The organism is Microvirga sp. TS319, assembly GCF_041276405.1.
Classification (GTDB): Bacteria; Pseudomonadota; Alphaproteobacteria; order Rhizobiales; family Beijerinckiaceae; genus Microvirga.
The window spans coordinates 227,898-251,438 of record NZ_JBGGGT010000002.1 but is presented as its reverse complement, the minus strand read 5'-3'; the positions used below and the strand labels follow the sequence as shown (position 1 = coordinate 251,438).

General features: G+C 66.8%; 19 protein-coding genes. 5 read left to right on the top strand and 14 right to left on the bottom strand.

What is annotated here, in order from left to right; translation table 11 throughout:
- Positions 1 to 10 precede the first annotated feature (10 nt).
- The 11 genes from AB8841_RS10615 to AB8841_RS10565 all read right to left on the bottom strand — a co-directional run bounded on the left by AB8841_RS10615 (position 11) and on the right by AB8841_RS10565 (position 12,487).
- Positions 11 to 1,369, bottom strand: coding sequence for an amidase (locus AB8841_RS10615; protein WP_370435822.1), 1,359 nt, complete (start codon positions 1,367 to 1,369; stop codon positions 11 to 13).
- Positions 1,370 to 1,668: 299 nt separating this feature from the next.
- Positions 1,669 to 3,813, bottom strand: a complete 2,145-nt coding sequence (locus AB8841_RS10610; protein WP_370435821.1) for a sensor histidine kinase — start codon at positions 3,811 to 3,813, stop codon at positions 1,669 to 1,671.
- Position 3,814: 1 nt separating this feature from the next.
- Positions 3,815 to 4,864: a sensor histidine kinase gene (locus tag AB8841_RS10605; protein ID WP_370435820.1), complete on the bottom strand. Its 1,050-nt coding sequence runs from the start codon at positions 4,862 to 4,864 to the stop codon at positions 3,815 to 3,817.
- Positions 4,865 to 4,872: 8 nt separating this feature from the next.
- Positions 4,873 to 5,322: a response regulator gene (locus AB8841_RS10600; RefSeq protein WP_370435819.1), complete on the bottom strand. Its 450-nt coding sequence runs from the start codon at positions 5,320 to 5,322 to the stop codon at positions 4,873 to 4,875.
- Positions 5,322 to 7,622, bottom strand: coding sequence for an ATP-binding protein (locus AB8841_RS10595; protein ID WP_370435818.1), 2,301 nt, complete (start codon positions 7,620 to 7,622; stop codon positions 5,322 to 5,324). The genes AB8841_RS10600 and AB8841_RS10595 overlap by 1 nt, the downstream gene beginning before the upstream one ends.
- The gene (locus tag AB8841_RS10590) at positions 7,619 to 8,185 is read right to left on the bottom strand and encodes a biliverdin-producing heme oxygenase (protein WP_370435817.1); all 567 of its coding nucleotides are present in this window, start codon (positions 8,183 to 8,185) and stop codon (positions 7,619 to 7,621) included. Before AB8841_RS10590 ends, AB8841_RS10595 begins: the two co-directional genes overlap by 4 nt.
- Entirely contained in the window at positions 8,182 to 8,934 is a 753-nt protein-coding gene (locus AB8841_RS10585) for an ABC transporter permease (protein WP_370435816.1), read from the bottom strand. Before AB8841_RS10585 ends, AB8841_RS10590 begins: the two co-directional genes overlap by 4 nt.
- Entirely contained in the window at positions 8,931 to 9,869 is a 939-nt protein-coding gene (locus AB8841_RS10580) for an ABC transporter ATP-binding protein (RefSeq protein WP_370435815.1), read from the bottom strand. The genes AB8841_RS10585 and AB8841_RS10580 overlap by 4 nt, the downstream gene beginning before the upstream one ends.
- Positions 9,866 to 11,038, bottom strand: coding sequence for an ABC transporter permease (locus tag AB8841_RS10575; RefSeq protein ID WP_370439241.1), 1,173 nt, complete (start codon positions 11,036 to 11,038; stop codon positions 9,866 to 9,868). Before AB8841_RS10575 ends, AB8841_RS10580 begins: the two co-directional genes overlap by 4 nt.
- Before the next feature lie 93 nt (positions 11,039 to 11,131).
- Positions 11,132 to 12,046 carry an ABC transporter substrate-binding protein gene (locus AB8841_RS10570; RefSeq protein ID WP_370435814.1) on the bottom strand — a complete coding sequence of 305 codons (915 nt, stop codon included), beginning with the start codon at positions 12,044 to 12,046 and terminating at the stop codon, positions 11,132 to 11,134.
- 231 nt (positions 12,047 to 12,277) lie between these two features.
- Positions 12,278 to 12,487 (bottom strand): hypothetical protein, encoded by a 210-nt coding sequence (locus AB8841_RS10565; RefSeq protein WP_370435813.1) that lies wholly within the window; start codon positions 12,485 to 12,487, stop codon positions 12,278 to 12,280.
- 219 nt (positions 12,488 to 12,706) lie between these two features.
- On the opposite strand from AB8841_RS10565, the gene AB8841_RS10560 reads away from it, so the two are divergent.
- The gene (locus tag AB8841_RS10560) at positions 12,707 to 14,140 is read left to right on the top strand and encodes a short-chain fatty acyl-CoA regulator family protein (protein WP_370435812.1); all 1,434 of its coding nucleotides are present in this window, start codon (positions 12,707 to 12,709) and stop codon (positions 14,138 to 14,140) included.
- 124 nt (positions 14,141 to 14,264) lie between these two features.
- Here AB8841_RS10560 and AB8841_RS10555 read toward each other — a convergent pair whose 3' ends face one another.
- The 3 genes from AB8841_RS10555 to AB8841_RS10545 all read right to left on the bottom strand — a co-directional run bounded on the left by AB8841_RS10555 (position 14,265) and on the right by AB8841_RS10545 (position 15,573).
- Complete coding sequence (locus tag AB8841_RS10555; RefSeq protein WP_370435811.1) at positions 14,265 to 15,011, bottom strand: glutamine amidotransferase; 747 nt, start codon at positions 15,009 to 15,011, stop codon at positions 14,265 to 14,267.
- A gap of 118 nt (positions 15,012 to 15,129) precedes the next feature.
- Positions 15,130 to 15,327, bottom strand: a complete 198-nt coding sequence (locus AB8841_RS10550) for a hypothetical protein (RefSeq protein ID WP_370435810.1) — start codon at positions 15,325 to 15,327, stop codon at positions 15,130 to 15,132.
- A gap of 12 nt (positions 15,328 to 15,339) precedes the next feature.
- The gene (locus AB8841_RS10545; RefSeq protein ID WP_370435809.1) at positions 15,340 to 15,573 is read right to left on the bottom strand and encodes a hypothetical protein; all 234 of its coding nucleotides are present in this window, start codon (positions 15,571 to 15,573) and stop codon (positions 15,340 to 15,342) included.
- Between the two features lie 599 nt (positions 15,574 to 16,172).
- Here AB8841_RS10545 and AB8841_RS10540 point away from each other — a divergent pair.
- From AB8841_RS10540 to AB8841_RS10525, 4 genes are all read left to right on the top strand, one after another.
- A complete protein-coding gene (locus AB8841_RS10540; RefSeq protein WP_370435808.1) occupies positions 16,173 to 16,607 on the top strand; it encodes a response regulator in 435 nt (144 codons plus the stop codon).
- 228 nt (positions 16,608 to 16,835) lie between these two features.
- Entirely contained in the window at positions 16,836 to 20,507 is a 3,672-nt protein-coding gene (locus tag AB8841_RS10535; protein ID WP_370435807.1) for a FecR domain-containing protein, read from the top strand.
- A 74-nt stretch (positions 20,508 to 20,581) separates the two neighbouring features.
- Positions 20,582 to 22,495 (top strand): CHASE2 domain-containing protein, encoded by a 1,914-nt coding sequence (locus tag AB8841_RS10530; protein ID WP_370435806.1) that lies wholly within the window; start codon positions 20,582 to 20,584, stop codon positions 22,493 to 22,495.
- Positions 22,496 to 22,607: 112 nt separating this feature from the next.
- Positions 22,608 to 23,495 carry a cation diffusion facilitator family transporter gene (locus AB8841_RS10525; RefSeq protein ID WP_370435805.1) on the top strand — a complete coding sequence of 296 codons (888 nt, stop codon included), beginning with the start codon at positions 22,608 to 22,610 and terminating at the stop codon, positions 23,493 to 23,495.
- Positions 23,496 to 23,541 lie beyond the last annotated feature (46 nt).

The following is a 23,541-nucleotide window of genomic DNA, read 5'->3' as shown; positions in this document are numbered from 1 at the left end:
TCCGGGCGGCTCAGGCCAGAAGGGCCTGCTCCACGCCCGCCGCGATGTCGAGAAGCCTGCGGTCCCCCCCGTGCCGCGCCATCAGCATGAGACCGACAGGCCGCTCACCGATGGAAAGCGGCAGCGATATGGCCGTCAGATCGAACTGGTTGGCGACCTGCGTGTTGCGCAGGATCAGCCCGTCGGTGGCGTCATAGAGGTTCGGGTCGGCCTCGAGCGGCGCGATCAGGGGAGCCGTGATGGCCGTCGTGGGCAGGGCCAGCACGTCGATGGGCGCGAGCCGCCTGTCCATCGCGGCGACGAGGTCGCGGCGGCGGCGCATCATGCGCAGGTAGACCGGCGCCGGAACCGCGCTGCTGCGCACGAGCCAGGAATGGACGCGCGGATCGATCTCGTCCGCACGGCTCTCGAGCCAGTCCGCATGAACCTCGGCGGCCTCGATGGACGCGATGGAGGCGGCTGCCGTCGTGTCGCGCATGGCGAGGAGGAGATCGTCGATGGGATGATCCGCGATGGCCGCGCCGGCCTTCGAGAGGCGGCCGAGCGTTTTCTCGAAAGCCTCCTCGACCAGCGCCTCGCTGCGCGAGAACAAACGCCCGCGCGGAACGCCGATCCGCAATCCCGCGAGCCGATAGGGCTCCGGCGCGCGGGGTTCCTCCCCGGCCATGATCGCGTCCGCGAAGGCGCAGTCCTGCACGGAGCGCGCGAGCGGGCCGATGGAATCGAGGCTGGGCGAGAGGGGAAAGGCGCCGTCGAGGGGCACGCGCCCCGTCGTCGGCTTGAAGCCCACGACGCCGTTGAGCGCCGCCGGAATGCGCACCGAGCCGCCGGTATCGCTGCCGATGGAGATCTCCGAGGTGCCCTCCGCCACGGCGACTCCCGCCCCCGAGGACGAGCCGCCGGGAATCCGCAAAGGGTCCGTCGCATTGCCGGGCGTGCCGTAATGGGGGTTGAGGCCGAGGCCCGAAAAGGCGAACTCGACCATGTTGGTCTTGCCCAGGATCACGGCGCCCGCCTGGCGCAGGCGGCGAAGGACGAGCGCGTCCCGGGCTGCGGGCGCGGCCTCGCGCAGCACGAGGGAGCCCGCGACCGTCGCCTCTCCGGCCACGTCGAACAGGTCCTTGATCGAGACGAGCACGCCGTCGAGCGGGCCCAGGGAAATTCCCGCGTGCCTTCGGGCATCCGCGGCATCGGCGGCGGCCCGGGCTGCTTCGGGATAGAGCTTCGTGAACACGCGCTCGTCCTCCGCCCGGTCGGAGAGCCGCGCCAGGATCATCTCGAGCTTGTCTCGCGCCGTCATCATGGGGAAGCCTGTCTGGACACTAGCGCATCGTGCGGACGCGGCGGGCCGCGCTAGAGCCTTTTCCATGAACTTCGGTTCACGGAAAAGGCATTTGTTGTTTGAGAAAGACGCCTTTTCTTCGCAAAACCGGCATCCACTTTTGCGGAAAAGGCTCTAGCGAAAAGTGGACCCGGTTTTCCGCTCAAGCGATGCGCTCCTCTAGAAGGGAGCATCGGAGGGAGGAAACCCAAAAGTGGAATCCACTTCCCGCGTCCGATGCTCTGGGTCGGGTCTGCCACTCTTGGACGAGACGGGCAAGAGGCAAGAGAGACAGGCAAGAGAGACAGGCAAGAGAGACAGGCAGGAGCGATCTACCGCGCCTCGCGTCAGGAAGCGTATCGCTCGGCGCTGTCTTCCGCCGGGGCGGGCTCGGCCAGAACGGCCTTGACCGGGAAGGTGATGACGCAGCGGATACCCTCGGGCTGAAAATCGAGCTTGATCTCGCCGCCGAGCTGTTGCGCGAGGCCGCGCTGGATCAGCCGGGTTCCGAAGCCCTGGCGCCGGGGCGGCGTTACCGGCGGCCCCCCGCTCTCGACCCATTCCACGATCAGCACGGGCGGGCTCAAGGAGAGCGCGACCGCCCACATGACGCTCACCCGGCCCTCGGGCAGCGTGAGGCTTCCGTATTTCGTGGCGTTGGTCGCCAGCTCGTGGATGGCGAGCCCCAGCGCCAGAACGGCGCCCGGCTGCAGATTGACCCTCGGACCGCGCAGGCGGATGCGCTGGCGCATGGCGTCCTGATAGGGGTCGAGCTCGCTTCTGAGCACATCCTCCAGCGATGCGCCCTGCCATTGGGTGGCGGTGAGCAGGTCGTGGGTCTTGGCCAAGCCCTGCACCCGCCCCATGAAGGCGTCCCACGCGCCTTCGTCGCCCTGTTCGGCGGCGCGGCGCGTCATCGTGGCGACGGATTGCACCGTGGCGAGCGTGTTCTTGACCCGGTGGTTCAGCTCGTGCAGCAGAAGCCCCTGGCGCTCGTCGGCCAGACGCTGCTCCGTGATGTCCTGCGACACGCCCACGAGCGAGAGGTCCCCATCTGTTCCGCTGCGCACCCGGCCGCTGATGCGGATCCAGCGCTCGCCATGATCCGGCTGGACGACGCGGAATTCGACCTCGAGGCCGGAGCGGATATCGAGGGCCTGGGCGACGGCTTCGGCCTGCCGGGCGCGATCCTCAGGATGGATGCCGGCGATCAGGTCGTCATAGCAGAACGGCCCGTCGGGACCCTGGCCGAAATGGGCGCGGCACTGGGAGGAGGCCTCGAAGGCACCCGTCGAAGGCGTGTATTCCCACGAGCCGAGATGACACGCATGGAGGGCCAGACGCAGGCGCGCCTCGCTCTCGGCGATCCGAGCCAGGGCTTCCTCCCGGTGACGTTCCTGGGCGCGGATGTCGGACGCCGCGTCGGCCAGGGCTTTCTGAATCGTGTCGAACTCGAGCACGCGAGTGGTCGTCCCGGTCACCTCGCGGCCGGTTCCGAGCGCCTGCGCGGCGGCCACGAGCCGGTCGACCGGCTTGGCGATCAGGCGCGACAGGATGGCGGCCAGGAGCACCCCCAGCAGGATGCATCCGACGAGGATGAAAAGCCAGAACAGGGAACGCTGGAAGGATGCCGCGAGCTCCGTGACCGGCACGCTCACCACGAAGGTCCAGCCATAGGCGGGCGACTTGCTGAAATAGGCCCGCACCGAGATGCCGTCGAGCGTCACGCTCTGGACATTGCCTTCGGGGGACATGGCGGAGGCATCGCGGATGTTTGGGTTCGCGAGCTGGCCGATGAACTCGGCGGGCGATCGGGAGCGCGCCACGATCCGCCCGCTGCGGTCGAGCACGGCGGCGTTCCAGTCCCGATCCACGCGCTGGTCCGCGATGATCCGCTGGAAGATTTCGGGGCCGATGGCCGCCGAGAGGATGTAGGCGACCTTCGCGTCGATGACGACCGGAAGATCGATCGTGATCAGGGCCTGGCCCGTGATCGGATCCGCATGGAGATCCGACAGCTGCGCCTTGTGGGTCTCCTGCATTTTGCGCAGGACGCTCTCGCGCCAGTTGTCCGGCAAGGGCGCGCCGTAGGTCGTACGGGTGTTGAGCAGCACCCTGCCGTCCATATCGATCAGGGCGATCCGGGACTGGCTGGCAAGTCCGACCTCCCGCGCCTGCCGGTGGAAGGCGGCGAAATCCCCTTGAGCGATGGCAGGCGACAGGGCGAGCACCCGCAGTACCATCTCGTTCTTCTCGATCTCGCGATCGAGCGACAGGCTCAAGGCCCTGGCGGTTTCCTGAAGGCGCCGATCCGAGGTCTCGCGCTCGGCGCGATAGCCCGAACGGAACCCTGCGGTGGCGATCAGGACGGCCGGCAGGGTCAGGGCGAAGACGAGCGCCCAGAGGATCTGGCGCAGCGATGTGCGCGATCCGTCGAGGAGGTTGGGCGGGCGCGGAAATGATGTCGGTGCAGGGCCGTCGCTCTCTTGCATGTCAGCCGACTTCTTGAACCGGCATGAGGACGCGCACGAGCACCGCCGGCTCCTCCGCGGGCCATTCGACGCTCGCGTCGAGCTGCCGCGCCAAGCCTTTCAGCACGGTGCCGGAGGCCCCTTCCTGCGCGGCCTTCTTCTCCTCGGGACTGAAGATGTCGTCGGACAATTGGAACATCAGACGACCGTTGCCCACATGCATGGCGATCTTCAGCTTGCCGTGCCTCTCCCGGTAGGCATGGGTGAGCGCGTTCACGACGATCTCGTTGAAGAGAAGCGCCATCGGCGCGGCCTTGGCCGCCTCGACCTCGATGGTCCCGAGGTCGAATTCGGGCACGATGACGACATCGGGGATGGAGGCCGTGAGCTCCTGGCACAGCCCCCGGGCGAAGCTGCTCACGTCGAACCGGGAGGATCCGTTCCCGTCATAGAGATCGCGATGGGCCGCCCCGAGGGCCTGAAGCCGCTCCCGCATGCGCCCCAGCACCCTGCCGGTCGCCTCGTCCTCGGCGTGGCGGATCTCGATCCCGATCAGCGACAGGAGGAGCTGCAGGTTGTTCTTCACGCGGTGATCGAGCTCGTGCAGGAGCGACGTCCGCTCGTCGAGGAGCTTCTGCAGGGCCTCCTGGGACTCGCGCTTCTGGGTCCGCTCACGGGCCTCCGCGAGCGCTCTGAGCACCGTGACGGGAAGCCGGTCCAGCCGGTCCTTGAGGACGTAATCCGTCGCCCCGCGCTTAAGCGCCTCGACGGCCACCTCCTCGCCGAGCGCGCCGGACACGAACACGAAGGGGAGTTCCGGCCGCTGCGCCCGCGCCAGGGCGAGGGCGTGAAGTCCGTCGAAGCCGGGCAGAAGATAATCGGCCAGCACGAGGTCCCATGAGCCGTCGCGCAGCATCCCGGCGAACTCTTCCTCCAGGACGACCCTCTCGACGTAGACCGTCAGGCCCGAGGCGAGCAGCGCCTCCGTCACCAGTTCGGCATCGAGCGCGCTGTCCTCCAGGAGGAGGATGCGGAGCATTCGGCTGGACTGGAGAGCGGCCGCCTGAGCCATCGACGCTCCTACGACTCGTCTCGCCGCGGCGGCGGCTCGTTGAGAATGGCCCAGAATACGCCGAGATCCTGGATCGCGTCGAAGAATTCGCGAAACCCTACGGGCTTCACCACGAAGGCGTTGACGCCGAGCTCGTAGCTGCGGATCAGGTCGCTCTCCTCCCGCGAGGAGGTGAGCATCACCACCGGGGTCTGCTTCAGCCGTGGGTCGGCTTTCACCTTCTCCAGCACCTCGAGCCCGTCGATCTTCGGAAGCTTCAGGTCGAGCAGCACCACGGCCGGATCGCTGGTGTTGCGATTGGCATGCGGGCCGCGCCGATTGAGAAAATCGAGCGCTTCCTCGCCGTCGCGCACGACGACGACCTCGTTGGCGAGCTGGCTCTGTTCCAGGGCCGCGAGGGTCAGTTCCAGATCCTTCGGATTGTCCTCGACCAAAAGGATCGGTTTCAGTTCCGGCATCAAGCCGCTCCTTCACTTTCGGGCAGGGCGACATAGAACGTCGCGCCCTTGTCCAGCTCGCCCTCCGCCCAACTGCGGCCGCCATGCCTTTCGACGATGCGGCGGACATTGGCCAGCCCGATCCCGGTTCCCTCGAATTCCTCGATCCGGTGCAGGCGTTGGAAGACGCCGAACAGCTTGTCGACGTATTTCATATCGAACCCGACCCCGTTGTCGCGCACGAAGAAGACGATCTCCCCGTTATCCCGATAGGAACCCGCTTCGATACGGGAAGTATCCCGCCTTCGAGAATATTTGACGGCATTATCCAAAAGATTCTCAAAAACCAGCCGGATCAGCACCGGATCAGCCTTGATGGAAGGCAGATCGCCGATGGTCCATTCGATCCGGCGCGCGCCCGTCTCCATGGCGAGCTTCTGGCGGATCTCCTCCACCATCGCGGCGATGTCCACCTGGCGCGGCTTGAGGGCCGTGCGGCCCATATGCGAGAAGCGGAGCAGGTTGTCGACGAGGGTGCCGGCCGTATAGGCGGCCTCGATGATCGTATCGATATAGCGCTTGCCGCGCTCGGAGAGTTCGGACCATTCCTGCTTCTTCAGGAGCTCGGAATAGCCGACGATGTGGCGGAACGGCGCACGCAGATCGTGGGAGACCGAATAGGAGAAGGCTTCCAGCTCCTTGTTCGACCGCCGCAGCTCGTCGGCCAGGGCCGCGAGCTCCTCGGCGCGGCGGAGCACGATACCCACGATGGCGTTGCGCAGCTCTTTAACGGCCTCGATCTCGCTGCGGTCCCAGGCGGCCGAGCGCGCGCGCACCGTCTCCTTCCAGATCTCGAAGGAGCGCCGGGGATGGAGCCTCAAGGTGCCGGCCTCCTCCCGCATGGGCTTTTCCGGATTGCCGCCCCATTTGACCGTCTCGACGAGTTCGGGGCGGAACCAGAGGATGTAGCTCGAACGCATCTTCGAAATGGAAATGGACAGAAGACCGCTCGCCTTGTCCGCATAGGCCCGCGCCTCGGGAAAGATCTCCGACAGGCGGTCGGTGGCGAACACGTCTTCCTGGTGATGCTCCGAGAGCCAGCCGCAGAGCGCCTTGACCTGAGCCTCGCCGGGAGTTTCGCCGAGGCGCCAGCAATGCTCCTCGGTCAGGATGGCGACACCCCGCGCGCCGGCGAGCCGCATCAGATCGTCCGGATGGCCGACGAGGCCGTCGATGAAGGCGTTCTCTCCCGCCATGGAGGCGAGGAGGCGCGCCTGAATCGCGCCGAGCCGCACCCTCGCGTCCGCCAGCGCCGTGTTCTCCCGCGCTTCGAGCTGCAGAGAAAAGATCTGGGTGAGGAAATCGCAGGCATTGCGCACCGGCAGCGGGACGCGCCGCGGCTCGCTGTTGTGGCAGGAGATCAGCCCCCAGAGCGCGCCGCCGCGCAGGATCGAGATCGACATGGAGGCGGGCGTGCCCATGTTGCGCATATATTCGAGATGCACGGGCGAGACGCTGCGCAGCACCGAATCGCTCAGATCAAGCGGCGCGGGATCGTGGGAGCGGATCGGAACCGGCGTGTAGGTCGCATCGGGAATGATGCGCAGCCGGTTGCGCCGGTAGAGTTCCCGCGCCTGCGCCGGAATGTCGGAGGCGGGAAAGCGCAGGTCGAGATAGGACGGCAGGGCGTCGTTCCGGTCCTCGGCGATCACGGTGCCGTTCCAATATTCGTCGAAGCGGTAGATGAGCACCCGGTCGAACCCGGTCATGCGGCGGATGTCCTCCGCGGCCAGACGGCAGAGGCGCTCCACCGTCGCAGCCCCCTGAAGATCCTCCACGAAACGGCGCAGGATCGGGTAGAGCGTTTCGATACTGGACGCCTGGCCTTCCGGCACGGCCTCCAGTTCCAGGATCACATGCCCGTCGGAACGGGAGAGCACGGCGTCGTAGGCCGCTTCGCCGCCGTCCCCCGTCAGCGTGATCGTGCGGAGGTAATGGGACGTTCCCGCTGGCATCGGCGTCTCAAGATCCGCCTCCAGCTGCGCGGCGATCGCGGGAAGCGCCTCACCCCAAGGCCGCTTCAGGAGCAGATCCGGATCGACGCCGAGCAGCGAAGCGGCATTGGCGCTCGCATGGGTCACCGTCATGTCGACCCGGGAGAAGGCGAACAGGGCGCCGTGCGGCTGGATGCTGCCCGGGATATGGATCGGCTCGCGCTCGCAGGCGGTGAGATCGATCTCGCGCTCGACGTGGTGCGGGACCTGTCCGCTCGTCGGGTTGTTCACCAGGCTTTTCGCGGGGTTGTTCGTGTGGCTGCTCATGGGGCCTCGCAAAGCCAATCATGCATGACGTCGAAGGTCTCCTGCGCGGTCGCCACGATGACATCGTCGGTGTCGGGGGAGGACGCTTCCAGGAGCACGCTCCCGAACTGCTTCCACATGGCTGCGATCTCCCGCCCGTAGCTCCGGAAATAGGCGCAGCCCGTCCCGGCATCCAAACCGAGTCTGCGCTCCACCTCGCGCGCGATGATCGCGCCGCCGAGCGTCGAGCCCTCGACCACGTACATGCTGCCGAGCACGGCAGCGGAGGAATGCAGCGGCATGAGCGGATCGCATTGCGGCAGGCGGATGATCTCGTCCTCGTCGAGGCCGAGCGCAGCAAGATCCTGGGCCAGAAGCCGCGTCTTGCACCGCCTCTCGAAGAATTCCAGGTCGGGAGCGGCCGCGCCTGCGACATTCTCCCATGCGGAGTGGAAGCCGTAGAAGCGGATCAGCAGATCCCTGTAGCCGTCGCGCGTGGCGATCCGGCGGTCGAGATCCATTGCCGTCTCGATGCGCTCGTGGGCGGGTCCGGTTTCGAGCTTCAGCCGTTCGAGCAGAGTCATGACACCTCATCAAGGGAGCGGCCCAGCCTTCGGGCGGCGACTCGCTCCACGAGTCCCAGCCCGTCGTGGATCAGAACCGCCAGCAGCGCAACCACCAGGCCACCCTGAAGGATGAAGGCGAGGTTGTTGGATTGCAGGCCCGCGATGATCACCTCCCCGAGCCCCTTGGCGGCCACCGTCGATCCGATGGTCGCGGTGCCCAGGCTGATGATGACCGACACGCGGATGCCGGCGAGTATCACCGGGAAGGCGAGCGGAAGCTCGACCTGCATCAGACGTTGCCGCGCGTTCATCCCCATGCCGCGCGCGGCGTCGAGAGCCTGGGTCGGAACCTGCGTCAGTCCCGTCAGGGTGTTCTCGAAGATCGGCAGCAGACCGTAGAGGAACAGCGCGATGAAGGTGGGTTCCTCCCCGAAGCCGACGAGCGGCACCGCGATGGCCAGAACGGCGATCGGCGGAAAGGTCTGCCCGATATTCACGAGGCTGCGCGAGAGCGGCAGGAACTCGGCCCCCGAGGAACGGGTGACGAAGATGCCGAGCGTCACGGCGAGAAGTGTGCTGGCAGCCGTCGCCAGGCACACCGTGCGCAGATGCTGCAGGGTCAGCATGAGGAGGCTGCCCTGGTTGTAGATGGCGGGCGCGCCGTGTGCGGTCAGCGGCTCGAAGAGAAATGCGAAGGCCTGTGGCATCGTGAGAAAGGCCACGAGCAGGAGCATCGCGGCCAGCCGGACGAGATTGGGCAGCGTCATGGCGGCGGACGTCCGTGCTGCAGGATGCCGCCGACGCTCACCTTCCCGACGATGGCGCCGGACGCGTCCGCGACCGGCAGGGCCTTGCGCCCGGTCCAGAGGAGGCGCGAGAGCGCCTCGTGAAGGCTGTCGGACATCGTGACCGGCTCGCCTTCGGCTTCGCCCGGTTCGAGGGCCTCCCGCACCCGCGTCAGGGAGAGGAGGCGGAAGGGCCGCTCCGCCGTCCCCACGAGACGCTCCACGAAATCGTCGGCGGGATGCCTCAGGAGTTCGGCCGGCGTCGCATGCTGCAGGAGGCGGGCCTGATCCATGACGGCAATGCGGTCGCCGAGATGGAAGGCCTCGCTCAGATCGTGGGTGACGAGGACGATCGTGGTCCCGAGCCGCCGCTGGATGGCGAGGAGATCGTCCTGGGCCTTGGAGCGGATCACCGCGTCGAGTGCGCCGAAGGGCTCGTCCATCAGGAGCAGCGCGGGCCGCGCCGCCAGCGCCCGCGCCACGCCGACGCGCTGCTGCTGGCCGCCCGACAATTCGTGCGGGAACTTGCCCGAAAATTCCGCCGGATCGAGCTGGAACAGATCGAGCAGCTCGTCGACGCGCTGTGCGATCTTCCTGCGGTCCCATTTGAGCAGGCGCGGCACCGTGGCGATGTTGTCGGCCACGGTGCGATGCGGGAACAAGCCATGGCCCTGGATGACGTAACCGATGCGGTGACGTAGTTCGTCTTCCGGAATCGCGCGGGTGTCCTCGCCGTCGATCAGAACGCGCCCCGCGCTCGGCTCCACGAGCCGGTTGATCATGCGCAGCAAGGTCGACTTGCCGGCGCCTGAGGTACCGACCACGACCGTGAGCGTGCTCTCCGCCACCGTGAACGACACGTCGTCGACCACGACGGTCTGGCCATAGCGCTTGGAGAGGCGGTCGATCTCGATCATGCCAGCGCTCCCTTCGAGAGATCGACGAGCGCATCGAGCACGATGGAGGCCGCGAAGGCCAGGGCGACCGTGGGGATCGCGCCCAGGAGCACGAGGTCGAGGGCGGTCTGGCCGATGCCCTGGAACACGAAAGTTCCGAAGCCGCCTCCCCCGATCAGCGCCGCCACCGTGGCAAGGCCGAGATTCTGGACCAGCACGATTCGGATCCCTGCGAGGATCACGGGAAGCGCGAGCGGCACCTCGACCTGCACCAGCCGCTGCCGGACCGACATCCCCATGCCGCGCGCCGCGTCGACGGCGGTCGCCGGCACCCCGTCGAGCCCCGCGATCGTGTTCGCGACGATCGGCAGCAGCGCGTAGAGAAGCAGCGCGATGAAAGCGGGAGCCGCGCCGATTCCCCTGATGCCCAAGGCTGCCGCGAGCGGGACGCTCGCTGCCAGCGCGCCGAGCGGCGCCATGAGAAGCCCGAAGAGCGCGATGCTCGGAATCGTCTGCACGATGCCGAGGCTCTGCATCGCCACCGCCCGCAATGTCCTCTGCCGGTGCGCGGCGACGCCGAGCGGCATGCCGATGAGGCATGCGGCCGCCATCGACCCGAAGGCGAGCAGGAGATGCTGGCGGGCCTCCCGCCAGAAGCTGTCGGCGCGGGTGTGATATTCCTTGAGGATCGACAGGTTGTCCCACACCCCCGAGAACAGCAGGAAGACCAGGACGCTCGCGCCGACCGCCAGAGCCGCGAGTCTTCCATAGGGGCCGAGCCTCATGCGCGCGAGGGCGTCGATGGCGAGAAGCGAGAACGACAGGGTGAGCAGCCAGAAGCCCAGCGAAGGCGACACGCGCGCGAAGGTATTGTCCACCGGCGTCAGGAAACCGGCCGAGAGGCCCAGCGCCGGGAGAAGGACGGCAAGCCCGATCACGGCGGAGCAGAGCCGGCTGAGGGGATCGCGCACGAAGACGGCTCCGACCGCGACCGCGAGGGTCACGAGCGCGAGGGCCGCCGCCATCGCAAAGGGAAGCGCCTCGATCAGGAGGCGCGACTCGCCCGACGCGATGCGGGTTGCGCGATAGGTCGCAAACGGAGCCGCGAAGAGCGCAACGCCGTTGAGGATGGCGATCACAACGCCCAGATGATCGAGGGAAAACGCCGGGCGTGGCGGAACCACTCCCAACGTGCCCGTCCTGGATGTCGCGGAACTCACGTTGAACTCTGGTCTTTCCTTTGACGCCCTGCCGTCCGCATCGCGCGAAAGCTCCGGCGTGCCTTACTTGATGAGGCCCTTGGACTTCAGATAGTCGGCCGCGACGGCTTTCGCCGCCTCGCCGCCCACCTGCACGCGGGCGTTCAGCTTCTGGAGGGTCGTGAGGTCGAGGGAGGCGAAGACGGGCTTGAGAATCTCCGCGATCTTCGGATGTTCCTTCAGCACCGCCTCGCGAATGATCGGCGCCGGAGCGTAGACGGGCTGCACGCCCTTGTCGTCCTCCAGCACCACGAGGCCGGACGGCGCGATGCCGCCATCCGTGCCGTAGACCATGGCGGCATTGGCGCCGCTGGTTTGCTCGGCCGCGGCCTTGATCGTCGCCGCCGTGTCGCCGCCGGAGAGCACGATGAGCTGATCGGGCTTGAGGGTGAATCCGTAGACTTTCTGGAACGACGGCAGGGCCGCTTCCGAATTGACGAACTCGGCGGAGGCCGCGAGCTTCACCTGGCCGCCGCCGGAAACCCATTTTCCGAAATCGGAGAGCGTCTTGAGCTTGTTGGCCTCCGTCACGTCCCGTCGCAGCGCGATGGCCCAGGTGTTGTTGGCGGGCGCGGGATCGAGCCAGACGATCTTGTTCGCCTCGTAATCAAGCTTCTTGGCGGTCTCGTAGCCCTTCGCGGCATCCTTCCAGACCGGATCGTCCGCCTTGTTGAAGAAGAAACCCGCATTGCCGGTATATTCGGGATAGATGTCGATCTCGCCCGCGGTGATCGCCTTGCGCACCACCGGGGTCGCGCCGAGCTGGATGCGATCCTGGGTCTTGATGCCGCTGGCCTCGAGGGTCAGCAGGATCATGTTCCCGAGAACCGACCCTTCCGTATCGATCTTCGACGAAACGACGACATCGGCCTTGGCCGGACTCAAAGCCGTCAGGCCCAGGGCCAGAGCGGCGACAACACTCTTCAGAACGGGCGTCATGATTCCCCCTCAGCGGCAGCACATGCGTCAGGATAGTCTAGAGCACCGGCCCCAAAAGTGGACTCCACTTTCGGGATTCGTCCGACGCTCCAGCCCTGAGATAGCGCATCATTCGCCGCGAGAAACCGGAACCGGCTTTCCGCGCGATGCGCCAGGCCGCGCCCGCCATTTAAGCAGGGAAAGACGCCCGAGTCCCGGCCCCGGCGATAAAAACTTCGTGTCGCAGGCGTATCACGCGCTCACGCCCAGCGGAGGCTCCTGGGCGATGGTGAAGCGCACCTGCGCCTGCGGACGGTGATCCTCGGACAGGAGACGCCAGGCGCGTTCGGCTTCGGTGCGGCTCTCGAAGGGACCGACGACGCGCTCGGTGCCCTGAACCAGGGCTTCGCATGCGCAGGAGGTGTATTCGCCGCCCACCACCCAGAAACGAGATTGTTGCATGGCCGTTCTCCGTTGTGACCTGAGGGGCCAACGCCCCGGTTTTTGAATTTACATCCATTGACAAAGCGCCTCCCGGGCCCACAAACTCTGTGCATCGGCGAGGCGTCTGATGGGTATAATTCCAGAAGAAGTCTTTGTTTCAACGCCCAATTTCGAAAGAAAGGTAGCGTTGTAAATTCCCGACGCCGAGGCCCAGTAAACTTGTAAAAAGATTTACAAATGGATGAGAGCAGAAAACTCTTCGTCGGCCCCCGCCTCAAGCGCCTGCGCCGCGATCTCAACCTGAGCCAGGCCCGGATGGCGGAGGAGCTCGGGCTCTCGCCCAGCTATCTCAACCTGATGGAACGCAATCAGCGCCCGATCACGGCCCAGGTGCTCATTCGGCTCGCGCACGCCTATTCCCTGGACCCGCGCGAATTCGCCAACGACGATCACGAGCGCACCGTCTCGGAGCTGGAGGAGATCTTCGCCGACCCGCTCTTCCGCAACGCCCCCGTGTCGCGCATCGAGCTGCGCGAGACCATCGAGAACGCGCCCTCCCTCGTGGATGCCGTGAACCGCCTTTATCGCGCCTACCAGGCCATGCGCGGGGCGCGCGAGGCCGTGACGCCCCATCTCAGCGACCATGACCGCGCGGAGGACGCGCCGCAGATCAATCCAGTGGACCGGGTGCGCGAACTGATTCGCGACGCCAGGAACCATTTCCCGGAACTGGACGAGGCCGCCGAGGCCCTGGCGTCCGATCTCGCGGTCGGCGGGCACGAGCCGTTCTTCGCCATCGCGGAGCGGCTGCGCTCGAAGCACGGCATTCGCGTGCGCGTGATGCCTATCGACGTGATGTCGGACAACCTGCGCCGCTACGATCACCATCGCCGCCAGCTCCTGATTTCCGAACTCGTCGACCCGTCCGGCCGCACCTTCCAGGCCGCCTATCAGCTCGCCTTCGCGGAAATGCGCGCGACCATCGACGCGCTGGCCGCCAAGCTCGAGCCCGTGGACGGTCCGGCGCGGCGGCTCCTGCGCGTCTCCTTCGGCAATTACTTCGCGGGCGCGCTCATGATGCCCTACGGCAAGTTCCATGCGGCGGCGGAAGCTCTTGGATACGATGTCGAGGTGCTCGGCGCCCGTTTCGGCGCGAGCTTCGAGCAGGTGGCGCACCGCCTCACCACGCTCGCGCGTCAGGGCGCACGCGGCATCCCGTTCTTCCTGGTGCGCGCGGATGCGGCCGGCAACGTGTCGAAACGCTTCTCGTCGGGCCGCTTTCCCTTCTCGCAATTCGGCGGCACCTGCCCGCTCTGGAACCTCCACTCCACCTTCAAGACACCCGGGCAGGTAGCGACCCAGATCATCGAGCTGCCCGACGGATCGCGCTGGTTCTCCATCGCGCGGGCGGTGAAGCGCGCCTCCAATCCCTGGGGCATGCCCGATCCGCAATTCGTGGTGGGCCTGGGCTGCGAACTGAAATACGCCCATCGCCTCGTCTACGCGCGCGGCCTCGACCTCGCGGCCGCCGACGCGACCCCCATCGGCATCAATTGCCGCCTATGCGAGCGCGCCGCCTGCCCGCAGCGCGCGGCGCCGCCCCTGATGCACGCGCTCATCGTCGACGAGATGCGGCGCGGCATCTCGCCCTTCGAGTTCGACGCGACCTAGCGCAGTGTGCGAACCCAGCGGGCCATGCTAGCGAAAAGTGGACCCGGTTTTTCGCCGGAACGATGCGCTCTTTCCAAGATGGGAGCATCGGGGGGAATCCACCTTTGGGATTCCCCCCGATGCTCTAGACGGCGGCTTCCGTTGTCGCGGTCGACGGCTCATCGAGCCAATGATCGAGGAACCGGTCGATCCAGCGCGAGACATGCGGGTCGTACTGGAAGCGCCCGTCGAGCTGACGGATGCGGTCCTGGGCGCCGGGTATGGACAGGCGCTCCTCCGCGACCACGGTCCAGCGGCAGATCATGGCGTGGGTGACCTCCGGGTGAAATTGGAGGCCGAAGGCCCGGCCGCCGACCTGGATGGCCTGGGTCGGGAAATCGTCGCCCGTGGCCAGGGTCTCGGCGCCCGAGGGGCAATCGAAGCCCTCCCGGTGCCAGTGGTAGACATGGCTCGGCCACGGCACGCCCCAGATATCGCTCAGGCGCTCTCCGGCTTCGGTCGGCACGAGGGGATAATAGCCGATCTCGGCACGCCCTTCCGGATGCGCCCGCACGTCGGCGCCCAGATGCTTGGCCAGCATCTGGGCTCCCAGGCAGAGCCCCAGGAAGGGCTTCTTCTCTTTCAGCGGAACGCCGACCCAGTCGATCTCCGCCTTGATGAAGTCGTCGGGGTCGTTGGCGCTCATGGGGCCGCCGAAGATCATCGCGCCCGCATGCCCGGCGAGGGTCTCGGGCAAAGGATCACCGAGACGGGGACGGCGGATGTCGAGCCGGTGCCCGCGCTCCGCGAGCAGGCGCCCGACCCGACCCGGAGTCGATTGCTCCTGGTGCAGGACGATGAGGACGGGCGGCTTCGTGTCTCGTCTAACCACGATCCCGCTCCGCCACGAAGGCTTTCGGATGCCGTGAGGAGCAAGGACGGGCACGCACGAGACCAAATCGACTGAACATGGCGCTATTATTCAGGAAAAGACGCCGTCCGCGCAAGGCTCATGGCGACATTCCCGAGCCCGGTCCCGCGGATCCGAGCCCGTCGAGGTAGCGCGTAGCGACGTCCCGCTCCGGCTTCTCCTCGATGGTGATCTCGGCATCGAGCGCGTGAAGCTTCGCCGTGGTCAGGGACCGGAAGACCGGGTTCAGCGTCCGGGCGATGGCCGGGTCGAGGCGCAGGCCCCCGGCGCGGACCACGGGAGCGGGCTCTTAGACGATCTGAGCGCCCTTGGTGTCCTTCATCACCACCAGGTCGAAGACCGCGATGGCGCCGTCGGCACCGTAGACCATGGCGGCATTCACGCCGACCGTGCTGCGCACCGCCGCGAGCATGGTCGCCATCGTGTTTCCCGTGGGCTGTAGCGCGATCCTGTCGCGGGGAGACCGGATATCATAGGCTTTCTCGAAGGACGGGAGGGCTGCCGGGCTCTCCACGAATTCCACCGACGCCGCCAGCCAGACGAGATCGTGCTCCCGGGCATCGAGCCGCCTGATCGTCTCGAAGGCCAGTCAGGCGATTTCCAGGCCGGATCGCTTTCCATGGGACGAAAGAAGGCTCCGTTGCCGGTATATTCGGGATAGAGGTCGATCTCGCCGGCTAGGAGTGTCGGCCAGGAGAGCCGCGCGAACCCGCTGGGTCGGGCCGAGCTGCAGGCGAGGCACGAGCGGGATCCCCCTTCCGCTCGAGCGCTAAGGCGATGGGGCTCCCGAGAAGCGCCCCTTCCGTATGCGCCTTGCAGGCGACCACCACCGAAGGGCGTCCCCGGCCAAGCCCGATGCAGGCGCGGGGCCAGGGTCGCCCTAAGGCGAAGAGTCGCACGAATGCCGTGGCGAGCCGGGATGTCACCATCGCTTTATCCAACAAACTCAAGCCCTTCGAGACCTATGCAATTGCGGAAGGCTGCACTAAGATCAACTAAGCTATAAAGCTTCGGGACTCCGAAGGGTTGCCATCGGCTTTTGCACCTTTGTGCAAGAATGATAGAACCCTCTGATTCCCGGTCCGGCCTTCGTCGGCGCCAGGACCTGTTCCGGTGCGGCGGATGTCGATCCTGCGGCCCTTGCGTGAAAGAGAGAGTAGACACGTGACCGAAAGCCTGACGAGCGACGGTGATCTGAACGGCCTGCGCATCCTCGTGGTGGAAGACGAGGCGGCGATCTCCCTGCTGCTGGAGGACATGCTGCTCGATTTCGGCTGCGAAGTGATCGGTCCGGCCGCGCGCCTTTCCGCGGCCCTCGACGCGGTCGCCCGGGAGCAGGTGGATCTCGCCATTCTCGACGTGAACGTGGCAGGCGAGCCGATCTATCCCGTAGCCGAGGCCCTGGCCCAGCGCTCGATCCCCTTCGTCTTTTCGACGGGATATGGCAGCGCAGGCATCCGCGACTCCTTCCGCGACCGCCCCGTCCTGCAGAAGCCCTTCGCTCAGAACGACCTGAAGCAGAAGCTGATCATGGCCCGGGGCAAAGGCGCTTCTTAAAAGCCCTCTCCCGGCCCGGAAGGTCCGCCCCTTCTCGAGCATCGGACCCAAAAGTGGAATCCACTTTTGGGATGGAATCCGATGCCCCCTTCTTGGAAGGAGCGCATCGTTCTGGCGAAAAACCGGGGCCACTTTTCCGCACGATGCCCTAAGGAATGGCCTGTGTGCCATTCGGCACAGACGATTTCTGATTCGGCTTTGATCCTGCCGCTTTCCTGCTAAGCTCGAATGGCAACCTATCAGACACGTCATCACATCACCATCATGGCCGGATCTCCGCTCAAACTCCTTGCCGCGGCAAGCACCCTGGTGCTGTGCCTGACCGAAGCTCACGCCCAAGTCCCCGTTCCCAGGCCCGTTCCCGTCGCAGGCTCGATCGTAGCGGCCAAGGGCGGGGAAGAGATGCGCTTCGTCCGTGAGGATCTCTGGCGGACGGCGCTCATCCAGCAGGATGTTATCGGCGGCGACGTGCTGCGCACCAACGCCATCGGCAATCTGGCGATCCTGTTCGCCGACCGGACCCAGATCCGCGTCGGCCGCAATTCCACTCTGACGGTGAACGAAATCGCCGGCAGCGCCGGCGGCACGACGACGCTCGGCCTCGAAACCGGCCAGATCTGGGCTCGCGCGGCGCGCGGCGGATCGGGCGTCGATGTGAAGACCCCGGCCGCGGTGGCGGCCATTCGCGGCACCGACTGGTCGCTCTCCGTCGAAGGCGGGCGCACCTCCCTGATGGTGCTCGAAGGCGTCGTGGAGCTGCGCAACGCGCAGGGCTCCGTTACCGTGAACCAGGGCGAGGGTGCGGTGGCGTCGATCGGGCAGGCGCCGACGAAATTCGTACTCACGAATTCCGAAGACCGGGAGCAGATGCTCTTCTACCTGAGCCTGCGCGATACTTTCTCGTCGATGCCCGTATCTCCGCTGACCGGGTCGGCCTTGAGAGCCGAGCGCGCGCGGGCCACAGCCGTCGCGCCCGAGCGGCGCAGCGCGGAGGACTGGCTGAGTCTTGCCGAGGCCGCCCTCCTCCTCGACGGGCGCCCCGCAGCCGCTCAGGCCCTCGCACAGGCGCGCGCCAAGCGTCTGAGCGCCGCCCAGCGCGCCCGCGCGGACCTCGTGGAGGCCACTCTTCTCGGGTCGCAGCATCGCTGGTCGGAAGCCGCCGCCGCCTTTGCGAAAGCCGAGCGCGGCGTCGACGCCAGACGCCGCGTGATCGCGTCCTACGGTCGCTACATCGCGCAATCGCTCGCCGATCCGAAGAAGGTCTATCCGGAGCCGAAAGGGCTTCGCGACGATCCTCTCTCCGCGCTGGCCCATGCCTATGTGGTGGCCTTCCGCGAGGACCTGAACGCCGCCGCCAGGGTGCTCGAGGCCGCCGAAAAGCGCTTTCCCAAGGATACCCGCATCGCCGTCATGGCCGCGCAGGTCTCCTACGCCCTGAACAAGCGCGAGGCGATGCGCGCTTCCATCGCCCGCGCCAAGATGCTCGATCCGGACGATCCGGACGTGATCGCCGCCGACAGCAACATCCGCGGCGACATCGACGGCGAGGTCCATGCGGCCGTCGAGTCCTTACGCGAGGCGGCGGCGATCGCGCCCGGCAACTCCAATATCTGGAACAGCCTCGGGCTCTTCGAGTCCGACCGCGACCGGCCCCTGGCCGCGGAAGAGGCCTTTCGCCGCGCCATCGCGGAAGATCCGGAAAGCCCCGTCTCCTTCGCCAATCTGGCTTTCGTGCTCCTCGATCAGAACCGCGTCGAGGAGGCGGGCGCCCTGATCGAGAAGGCGCTTGCCCTCGATCCCGGCTTCCACGTCGCGTATATCGCTCGGGGCCGCTATCTCCTGCAGAAGGGCGAGACCGACAAGGCGATCGAGGCGATTCTCGCCGGCTCCGCCGCCAATCCGGCCTGGTCCCAGGGTCTGCTCGTGGCCGCGGCCGCCTATTATCAGAACGGCGACGAAGTGCTCGCCCAGCAGGCCCTCGACAACGCGGACCGTCTCGATCCCAACGATCCCGTAGTGTCGAGCGCGCGCACGGCGATCGCCATCGATCAGTACCAGGCGGACGAGGCCGTGCTCGCGGCGCGCGAGACGCTGCGCCGCTACCGTCAGCGCGGCGGCGATTTCGCCGGCCTCGCGGTCAACAAGGACGGCGGGTCCTATCCGGCCCAGGCCTACCGCTTCCTGAACCTGAACGAATGGTCCCGCTTCTACGGCGACCGCGTGTTCGACCCGTTCGAGGCCTCGAGCTATTTCGACCAGGCCGCGGTCGACCGGCCGCGCCTGTTCACCGAGCGGCCCGACGTCTCCACCATCGAGACGGGCGTGGGCGCGGACCTCACGTCGCTCAACCTGACGCTCCAGGGCCTGTTCTTCGATCCCCTCGCGGTCTCCGGCCGCATCGGACGGATCGACCTGATCCGCCGTCCCTTCCTCGATGTCGAGATCGGCGGCGGCCTTCTCTCCCATGGCGGCAAGATCGGCTGGGAAACGGAGGCGAATGTCCAGGGCTACTCGAACGAGCCGCTCCCCACCTCCTTCGCCCTGACGGCCGGCCGGGCGCAGACGGATGCGCGAGCGGCCATCGACCGGCAGGAGATCGCCAACGGCTCCGTCTTCGTGGGCTCGGCCCCGACCGCGGCCGACCGCTTCGTGCTGTTCGGCGTGGCCACCGATCTGGAACCCGGGGTTGCGGCGATCGGCACGGCCACCCGCGTCTTCACGGGCACGCAGAACACGACGGCCGTGGTCGGCGGCGCCGGATGGAGCCACAGCTTCAGCGACAGGAACGTGCTGACGGCCGCCGTCTTCGGCCAGCGCGGGTTCGATAACCGCTATTCGAGCGCGGCGAGCGCGGAAGTGCCCGGCATCGTCATCGGCGGCACTCAATGGCAGCGCCTGCGGATCGAAGGCGCCGTCGCCGCCCTGTCCCACACGGTGGGTTTCGGCGACGTCACGCTCCGATACGGCATCGAGGCGCAGCGCGGACACAGTTCGAGCAATGCCGAAGGGACCGCCTATTTCTACAACGCAAATACCGGCGAGTTCATATCCGCTCCCATCGACGACGAAACCGACACCACGTTCAAGGCGAGCCGCCTCTATGCCGATCTGTTCTGGCGTCCCTCCGACTGGTTCGAGGCCCAGGCCGGCATTCAGCGCACGGCGCTGGACACAGGCTTCGGCGACGACAGCTTGGTGTCTCCGCGCCTGGGCATCGGCATCTCGCCCTTCGAAGGCCATTGGCTGCGGGCGGCCTATCGCAGCGACGGCCTGATGCCCCTCGCCTACACGCTCTCGCCCATCACGACCGTGGGCCTCGTGCCCTATGGGCTTCCGATCGACTCCTCGGGAAAGGTCGATACGCTCGCCCTGCGCTGGGACGCGGAATGGTCTCCTTATCTCTTCACGGCCCTGGAATATCAGCGGCAGGATGCCGTGAACCTCGGCATCGGCGTGCCGAACACCTTCGACACCATCGCGGTCGACAAGGCGCGTATCGAGCGGCTGGCGGCGACGGCCAATCTCTGGCTCACGCACGGCTTCGGCGTGTTCGGCACCGTTGGCACGCAATCGACGGACATACGCTCAGGCCTAGGGCGCGGCAACGACGTGCCGCTGGCCGCCGGCACCTTTGCACGCGCGGGCGTCACCTTCGTCCATCCGAGCCGGCTCAAGCTCACGATGGCGGCCACCTATGTGGGAGATTTCACGGGCGACCTCGCAGGCAGCCGTCTCGACGATTACTGGACGGCGGACGCCGCCCTGACGTGGGAGACGCCGGACCGCCGGCTTCTCGTGGGGCTGAGCGTCCTCAACCTGTTCGATGAGGCCTTCGAGGTGGCGCGGGACATACCCGGACCGGGACGCACCATCGCGGCCAGCCTGAAGGCCCGGTTCTGACGGTGAGCGCCCCGGCCTCGGCAAGGTCCGCCCTGCGAAGGCACGACGGAGAGCCGCTCTGGCGGCACTTCGTCATGGCGGGCCTCATCGCAGCGCTCCTGGCGCCGCTCGTCTTCTTCCCGCCCTTCGCCCTCATCGAGGCAAGGCTCTTCGACCTTCTCTCGATCATTGCCCCGCCCCGCCCGTTCCCCACCAGCGTGGAGGTGGTGGCCATCGATGAACCGTCCTTCTCCGAGATCGGGCAGCGCTGGCCCTGGTCGCGGGAGCTGCATGCCCGGCTCGTCGAAAGCCTGCGCGCGGCGGGCGCGCGGGTCGTCGGCATCGACATCATCTTCGCCGAACCCTCGACCGAGGAGGACGACCGGACGCTGGCTTCAGCACTCGGGCCAGACGTGGTGCTGGCTGCCGACGACGTGCTGACCAAGCTCGATCACGGCATCCAGACGACGCGCGTCAATCCCATCGATCCGTTCCTCGATGCGGACGCTAAGGCCGGCGTCGCGTCCGTCGACCCCGATCCGGACGTCTATCTTCGCCGTATGCCCACGCAGCCCGACAGCTTCGCGGCCGAGATCCTGCGCGTTGCCGGGGAGCCGGCGGCGCCTCCACCCGCCGGAGCCCTCATCCAGTATTTCGGCCCCGCCCGCACCTATCCGACCGTGTCCTATTACCAGGCGCTCGATCCGGAGGAGTTTCTCCAGCCCGGACGCTTCAAGGACAAGATCGTCCTCGTGGGACTGAGCCTCAAGGCGGCGACCTCCACGAATGCCGGAGCCCCGGACACCTTTCCCACGCCCTTCACGGTGACGACCCGCGAGCTCACGGCAGGCGTGGAGGTGCAGGCGACCATTCTCGACAATCTGCGCCACGATCTCTTTGTCGTCCCCGTGCCGCGCAGCGCGGTCCTGGGCCTTCTCCTGGCCGCCGCTCTCGTCGCGGCGGCCCTGTCGGCCCACGGCGTGACCTGGCGCACCGGATTGGCCGCTCTGTCCGTGGTGGCGCTGATCTTTTTGGGCACATGGCTCGCCTTGCGGTTCGGGCGCGTGTGGATGCCGCCGGCTCTTCCCGCCGCCGCATCGCTCGCGGTCTTCGGCGCGCGCTTCGGGCTCGACTACGCCCGCGAGCGGCAGCTTCGCCACGCCGTGTCGGAGGCCTTCTCGCGTTATCTCTCGCCCGAGCTCGTCGCGCAGCTCGCGCGCGACCCGGGCGCGCTCAAGCTCGGCGGCGAGCGCCGCAATCTCTCGATCCTGTTCTGCGACGTGCGCGGATTCACCACTCTGTCGGAGAAACTGAAAGACCAGCCGGAGCGCCTGACGGGCCTCATCAACCGCTTGCTCGATCCGCTCTCGGAAGCGGTGCTCGCCGAGGGCGGCACGATCGACAAATACATGGGCGACTGCGTCATGGCCTTCTGGAACGCGCCTCTGCCGAGCCACGACCACCCGCTGCGCGCGGTCCGCGCGGCCATGCGCATGATGGACGCCGTCACGACGCTGAACGCCGCCTTGCGCCAGGAAGAGGGAGAACATGCGCCGCAATTCGCCGTCGGCGTCGGCATCAACACGGGCGACTGCGTGGTCGGCAACGTGGGCTCGCGGTGGCGCTACGATTATTCGGTGCTCGGCGATACGGTGAACCTCGCCTCGCGCCTGGAAAGCCTGTCGAAGGAATACGCCGTCTCCCTGATCCTCGGCCCCGCGACGGCCGAAGCCGTGCAGGACGATTACGTGCTCGTCGAGCTCGACCGCATCGCGGTGCGCGGGCGCGCGACGGAATCGGCCATCTTCACCGTCGTGGCGCCGGCCTCGCAGCGGCGCGATCCGACCATCGCGGAGCTCACGCAGCTCCATGCCCAGGCCCTCGCGGGTCTCCGCCAGGAGCGCGGCGACGAGGCGCTCGGTCTGATCGTGCGCTGCCAGTCGCTGGCTCCTTGGCTTGCGGGCTATTACCGCACGCTCATGCGAAAAATCGGCCGGACGCCACGATGACCCGGCCGCTTCTGCAAGCGATTTGCAAGTGAATTGAAAGGCTTGCGCTTGGAAGCTCGATCACTATAAGGGCGGCTTCGCCCGTCCCGCCGCACCACCTGTGACGTCTGCCATGAATCGCGTTCAAAAGCTTGCCATCGGCAGCATTTTCATCGGGGCGCTGGTCTTCGCGCTCAAATACTTGGCCTATCATCTGACGGGCAGTATCGCGCTCTACTCGGATGCGCTGGAGAGCGTCATCAACGTGGTGACGGCGATCGCGGCCTTCATGGCCGTTCGCATGAGCGCGGCACCCGCCGACGCCAATCACCCTTACGGCCACCACAAGGTGGAGTACTTCTCCGCCGTTCTCGAGGGCGTGCTGATCATCGTGGCGGCGCTGATGATTCTGCGCGAGGCCTATTTCGGCTTTCTCTCGCCCAAGATGCTCGAAGCGCCCGGCCTGGGTTTTGCCGCCAACGCGGTCGCGAGCGTCATCAACGGCATCTGGGCGTCGATCCTGATCCGCCAGGGTCGCCGACTGCGCTCGCCCGCGCTCACCGCCGACGGACGCCACCTCATGACGGACGTGTTCACCTCCGCGGGCGTCCTCGCGGGCCTCGTCTTCGTGCCCGTGACCGGATGGGCCTGGCTCGACCCGGTTCTCGCGGCCTTCGTGGCGGTCAATATTCTCTGGTCCGGCTGGGGTCTCATCAAGGAGAGCGTCGGCGGGCTGATGGACGAAGCGCTTCCGGAGGCGACCCTCGCGCGGGTCAGGGACATCATCGCCGGTAACGCGGAAGGAGCCATCGAGGCGCATGACCTGCGCACGCGGCATGCGGGCCGGATGACCTTCATCGATTTTCATCTCGTCGTGCCCGGCACCATGAGCGTGACGGACGCCCACGACATCTGCGACGGCCTGGAGCGTGCGCTGAAGGACGAGGTCGAGGATGCGCTGATTACGATTCACGTGGAGCCCGACGATAAGGCGAAGCACGCGGGCATCGTGGTTCTCTAAGCCATCGCCCGAAACGTGAACCCGGTTTTCCGCATGATGCGCCGAC

Bases quoted from the DNA above. Each gene is read 5' to 3' on its own strand.
- AB8841_RS10610 (WP_370435821.1), bottom strand. From the start codon at position 3,813: ATGCAAGAGAGCGACGGCCCTGCACCGACATCATTTCCGCGCCCGCCC.
- AB8841_RS10570 (WP_370435814.1), bottom strand. From the start codon at position 12,046: ATGACGCCCGTTCTGAAGAGTGTTGTCGCCGCTCTGGCCCTGGGCCTG.
- AB8841_RS10530 (WP_370435806.1), top strand. From the start codon at position 20,582: ATGGCGGGCCTCATCGCAGCGCTCCTGGCGCCGCTCGTCTTCTTCCCG.
- AB8841_RS10595 (WP_370435818.1), bottom strand. From the start codon at position 7,622: ATGAGCAGCCACACGAACAACCCCGCGAAAAGCCTGGTGAACAACCCG.
- AB8841_RS10560 (WP_370435812.1), top strand. From the start codon at position 12,707: ATGGATGAGAGCAGAAAACTCTTCGTCGGCCCCCGCCTCAAGCGCCTG.
- AB8841_RS10540 (WP_370435808.1), top strand. From the start codon at position 16,173: ATGTCGATCCTGCGGCCCTTGCGTGAAAGAGAGAGTAGACACGTGACC.
- AB8841_RS10600 (WP_370435819.1), bottom strand. From the start codon at position 5,322: ATGCCGGAACTGAAACCGATCCTTTTGGTCGAGGACAATCCGAAGGAT.
- AB8841_RS10590 (WP_370435817.1), bottom strand. From the start codon at position 8,185: ATGACTCTGCTCGAACGGCTGAAGCTCGAAACCGGACCCGCCCACGAG.
- AB8841_RS10565 (WP_370435813.1), bottom strand. From the start codon at position 12,487: ATGCAACAATCTCGTTTCTGGGTGGTGGGCGGCGAATACACCTCCTGC.
- AB8841_RS10615 (WP_370435822.1), bottom strand. From the start codon at position 1,369: ATGGAAAAGGCTCTAGCGCGGCCCGCCGCGTCCGCACGATGCGCTAGT.
- AB8841_RS10585 (WP_370435816.1), bottom strand. From the start codon at position 8,934: ATGACGCTGCCCAATCTCGTCCGGCTGGCCGCGATGCTCCTGCTCGTG.
- AB8841_RS10580 (WP_370435815.1), bottom strand. From the start codon at position 9,869: ATGATCGAGATCGACCGCCTCTCCAAGCGCTATGGCCAGACCGTCGTG.
- AB8841_RS10535 (WP_370435807.1), top strand. From the start codon at position 16,836: ATGGCAACCTATCAGACACGTCATCACATCACCATCATGGCCGGATCT.
- AB8841_RS10525 (WP_370435805.1), top strand. From the start codon at position 22,608: ATGAATCGCGTTCAAAAGCTTGCCATCGGCAGCATTTTCATCGGGGCG.
- AB8841_RS10605 (WP_370435820.1), bottom strand. From the start codon at position 4,864: ATGGCTCAGGCGGCCGCTCTCCAGTCCAGCCGAATGCTCCGCATCCTC.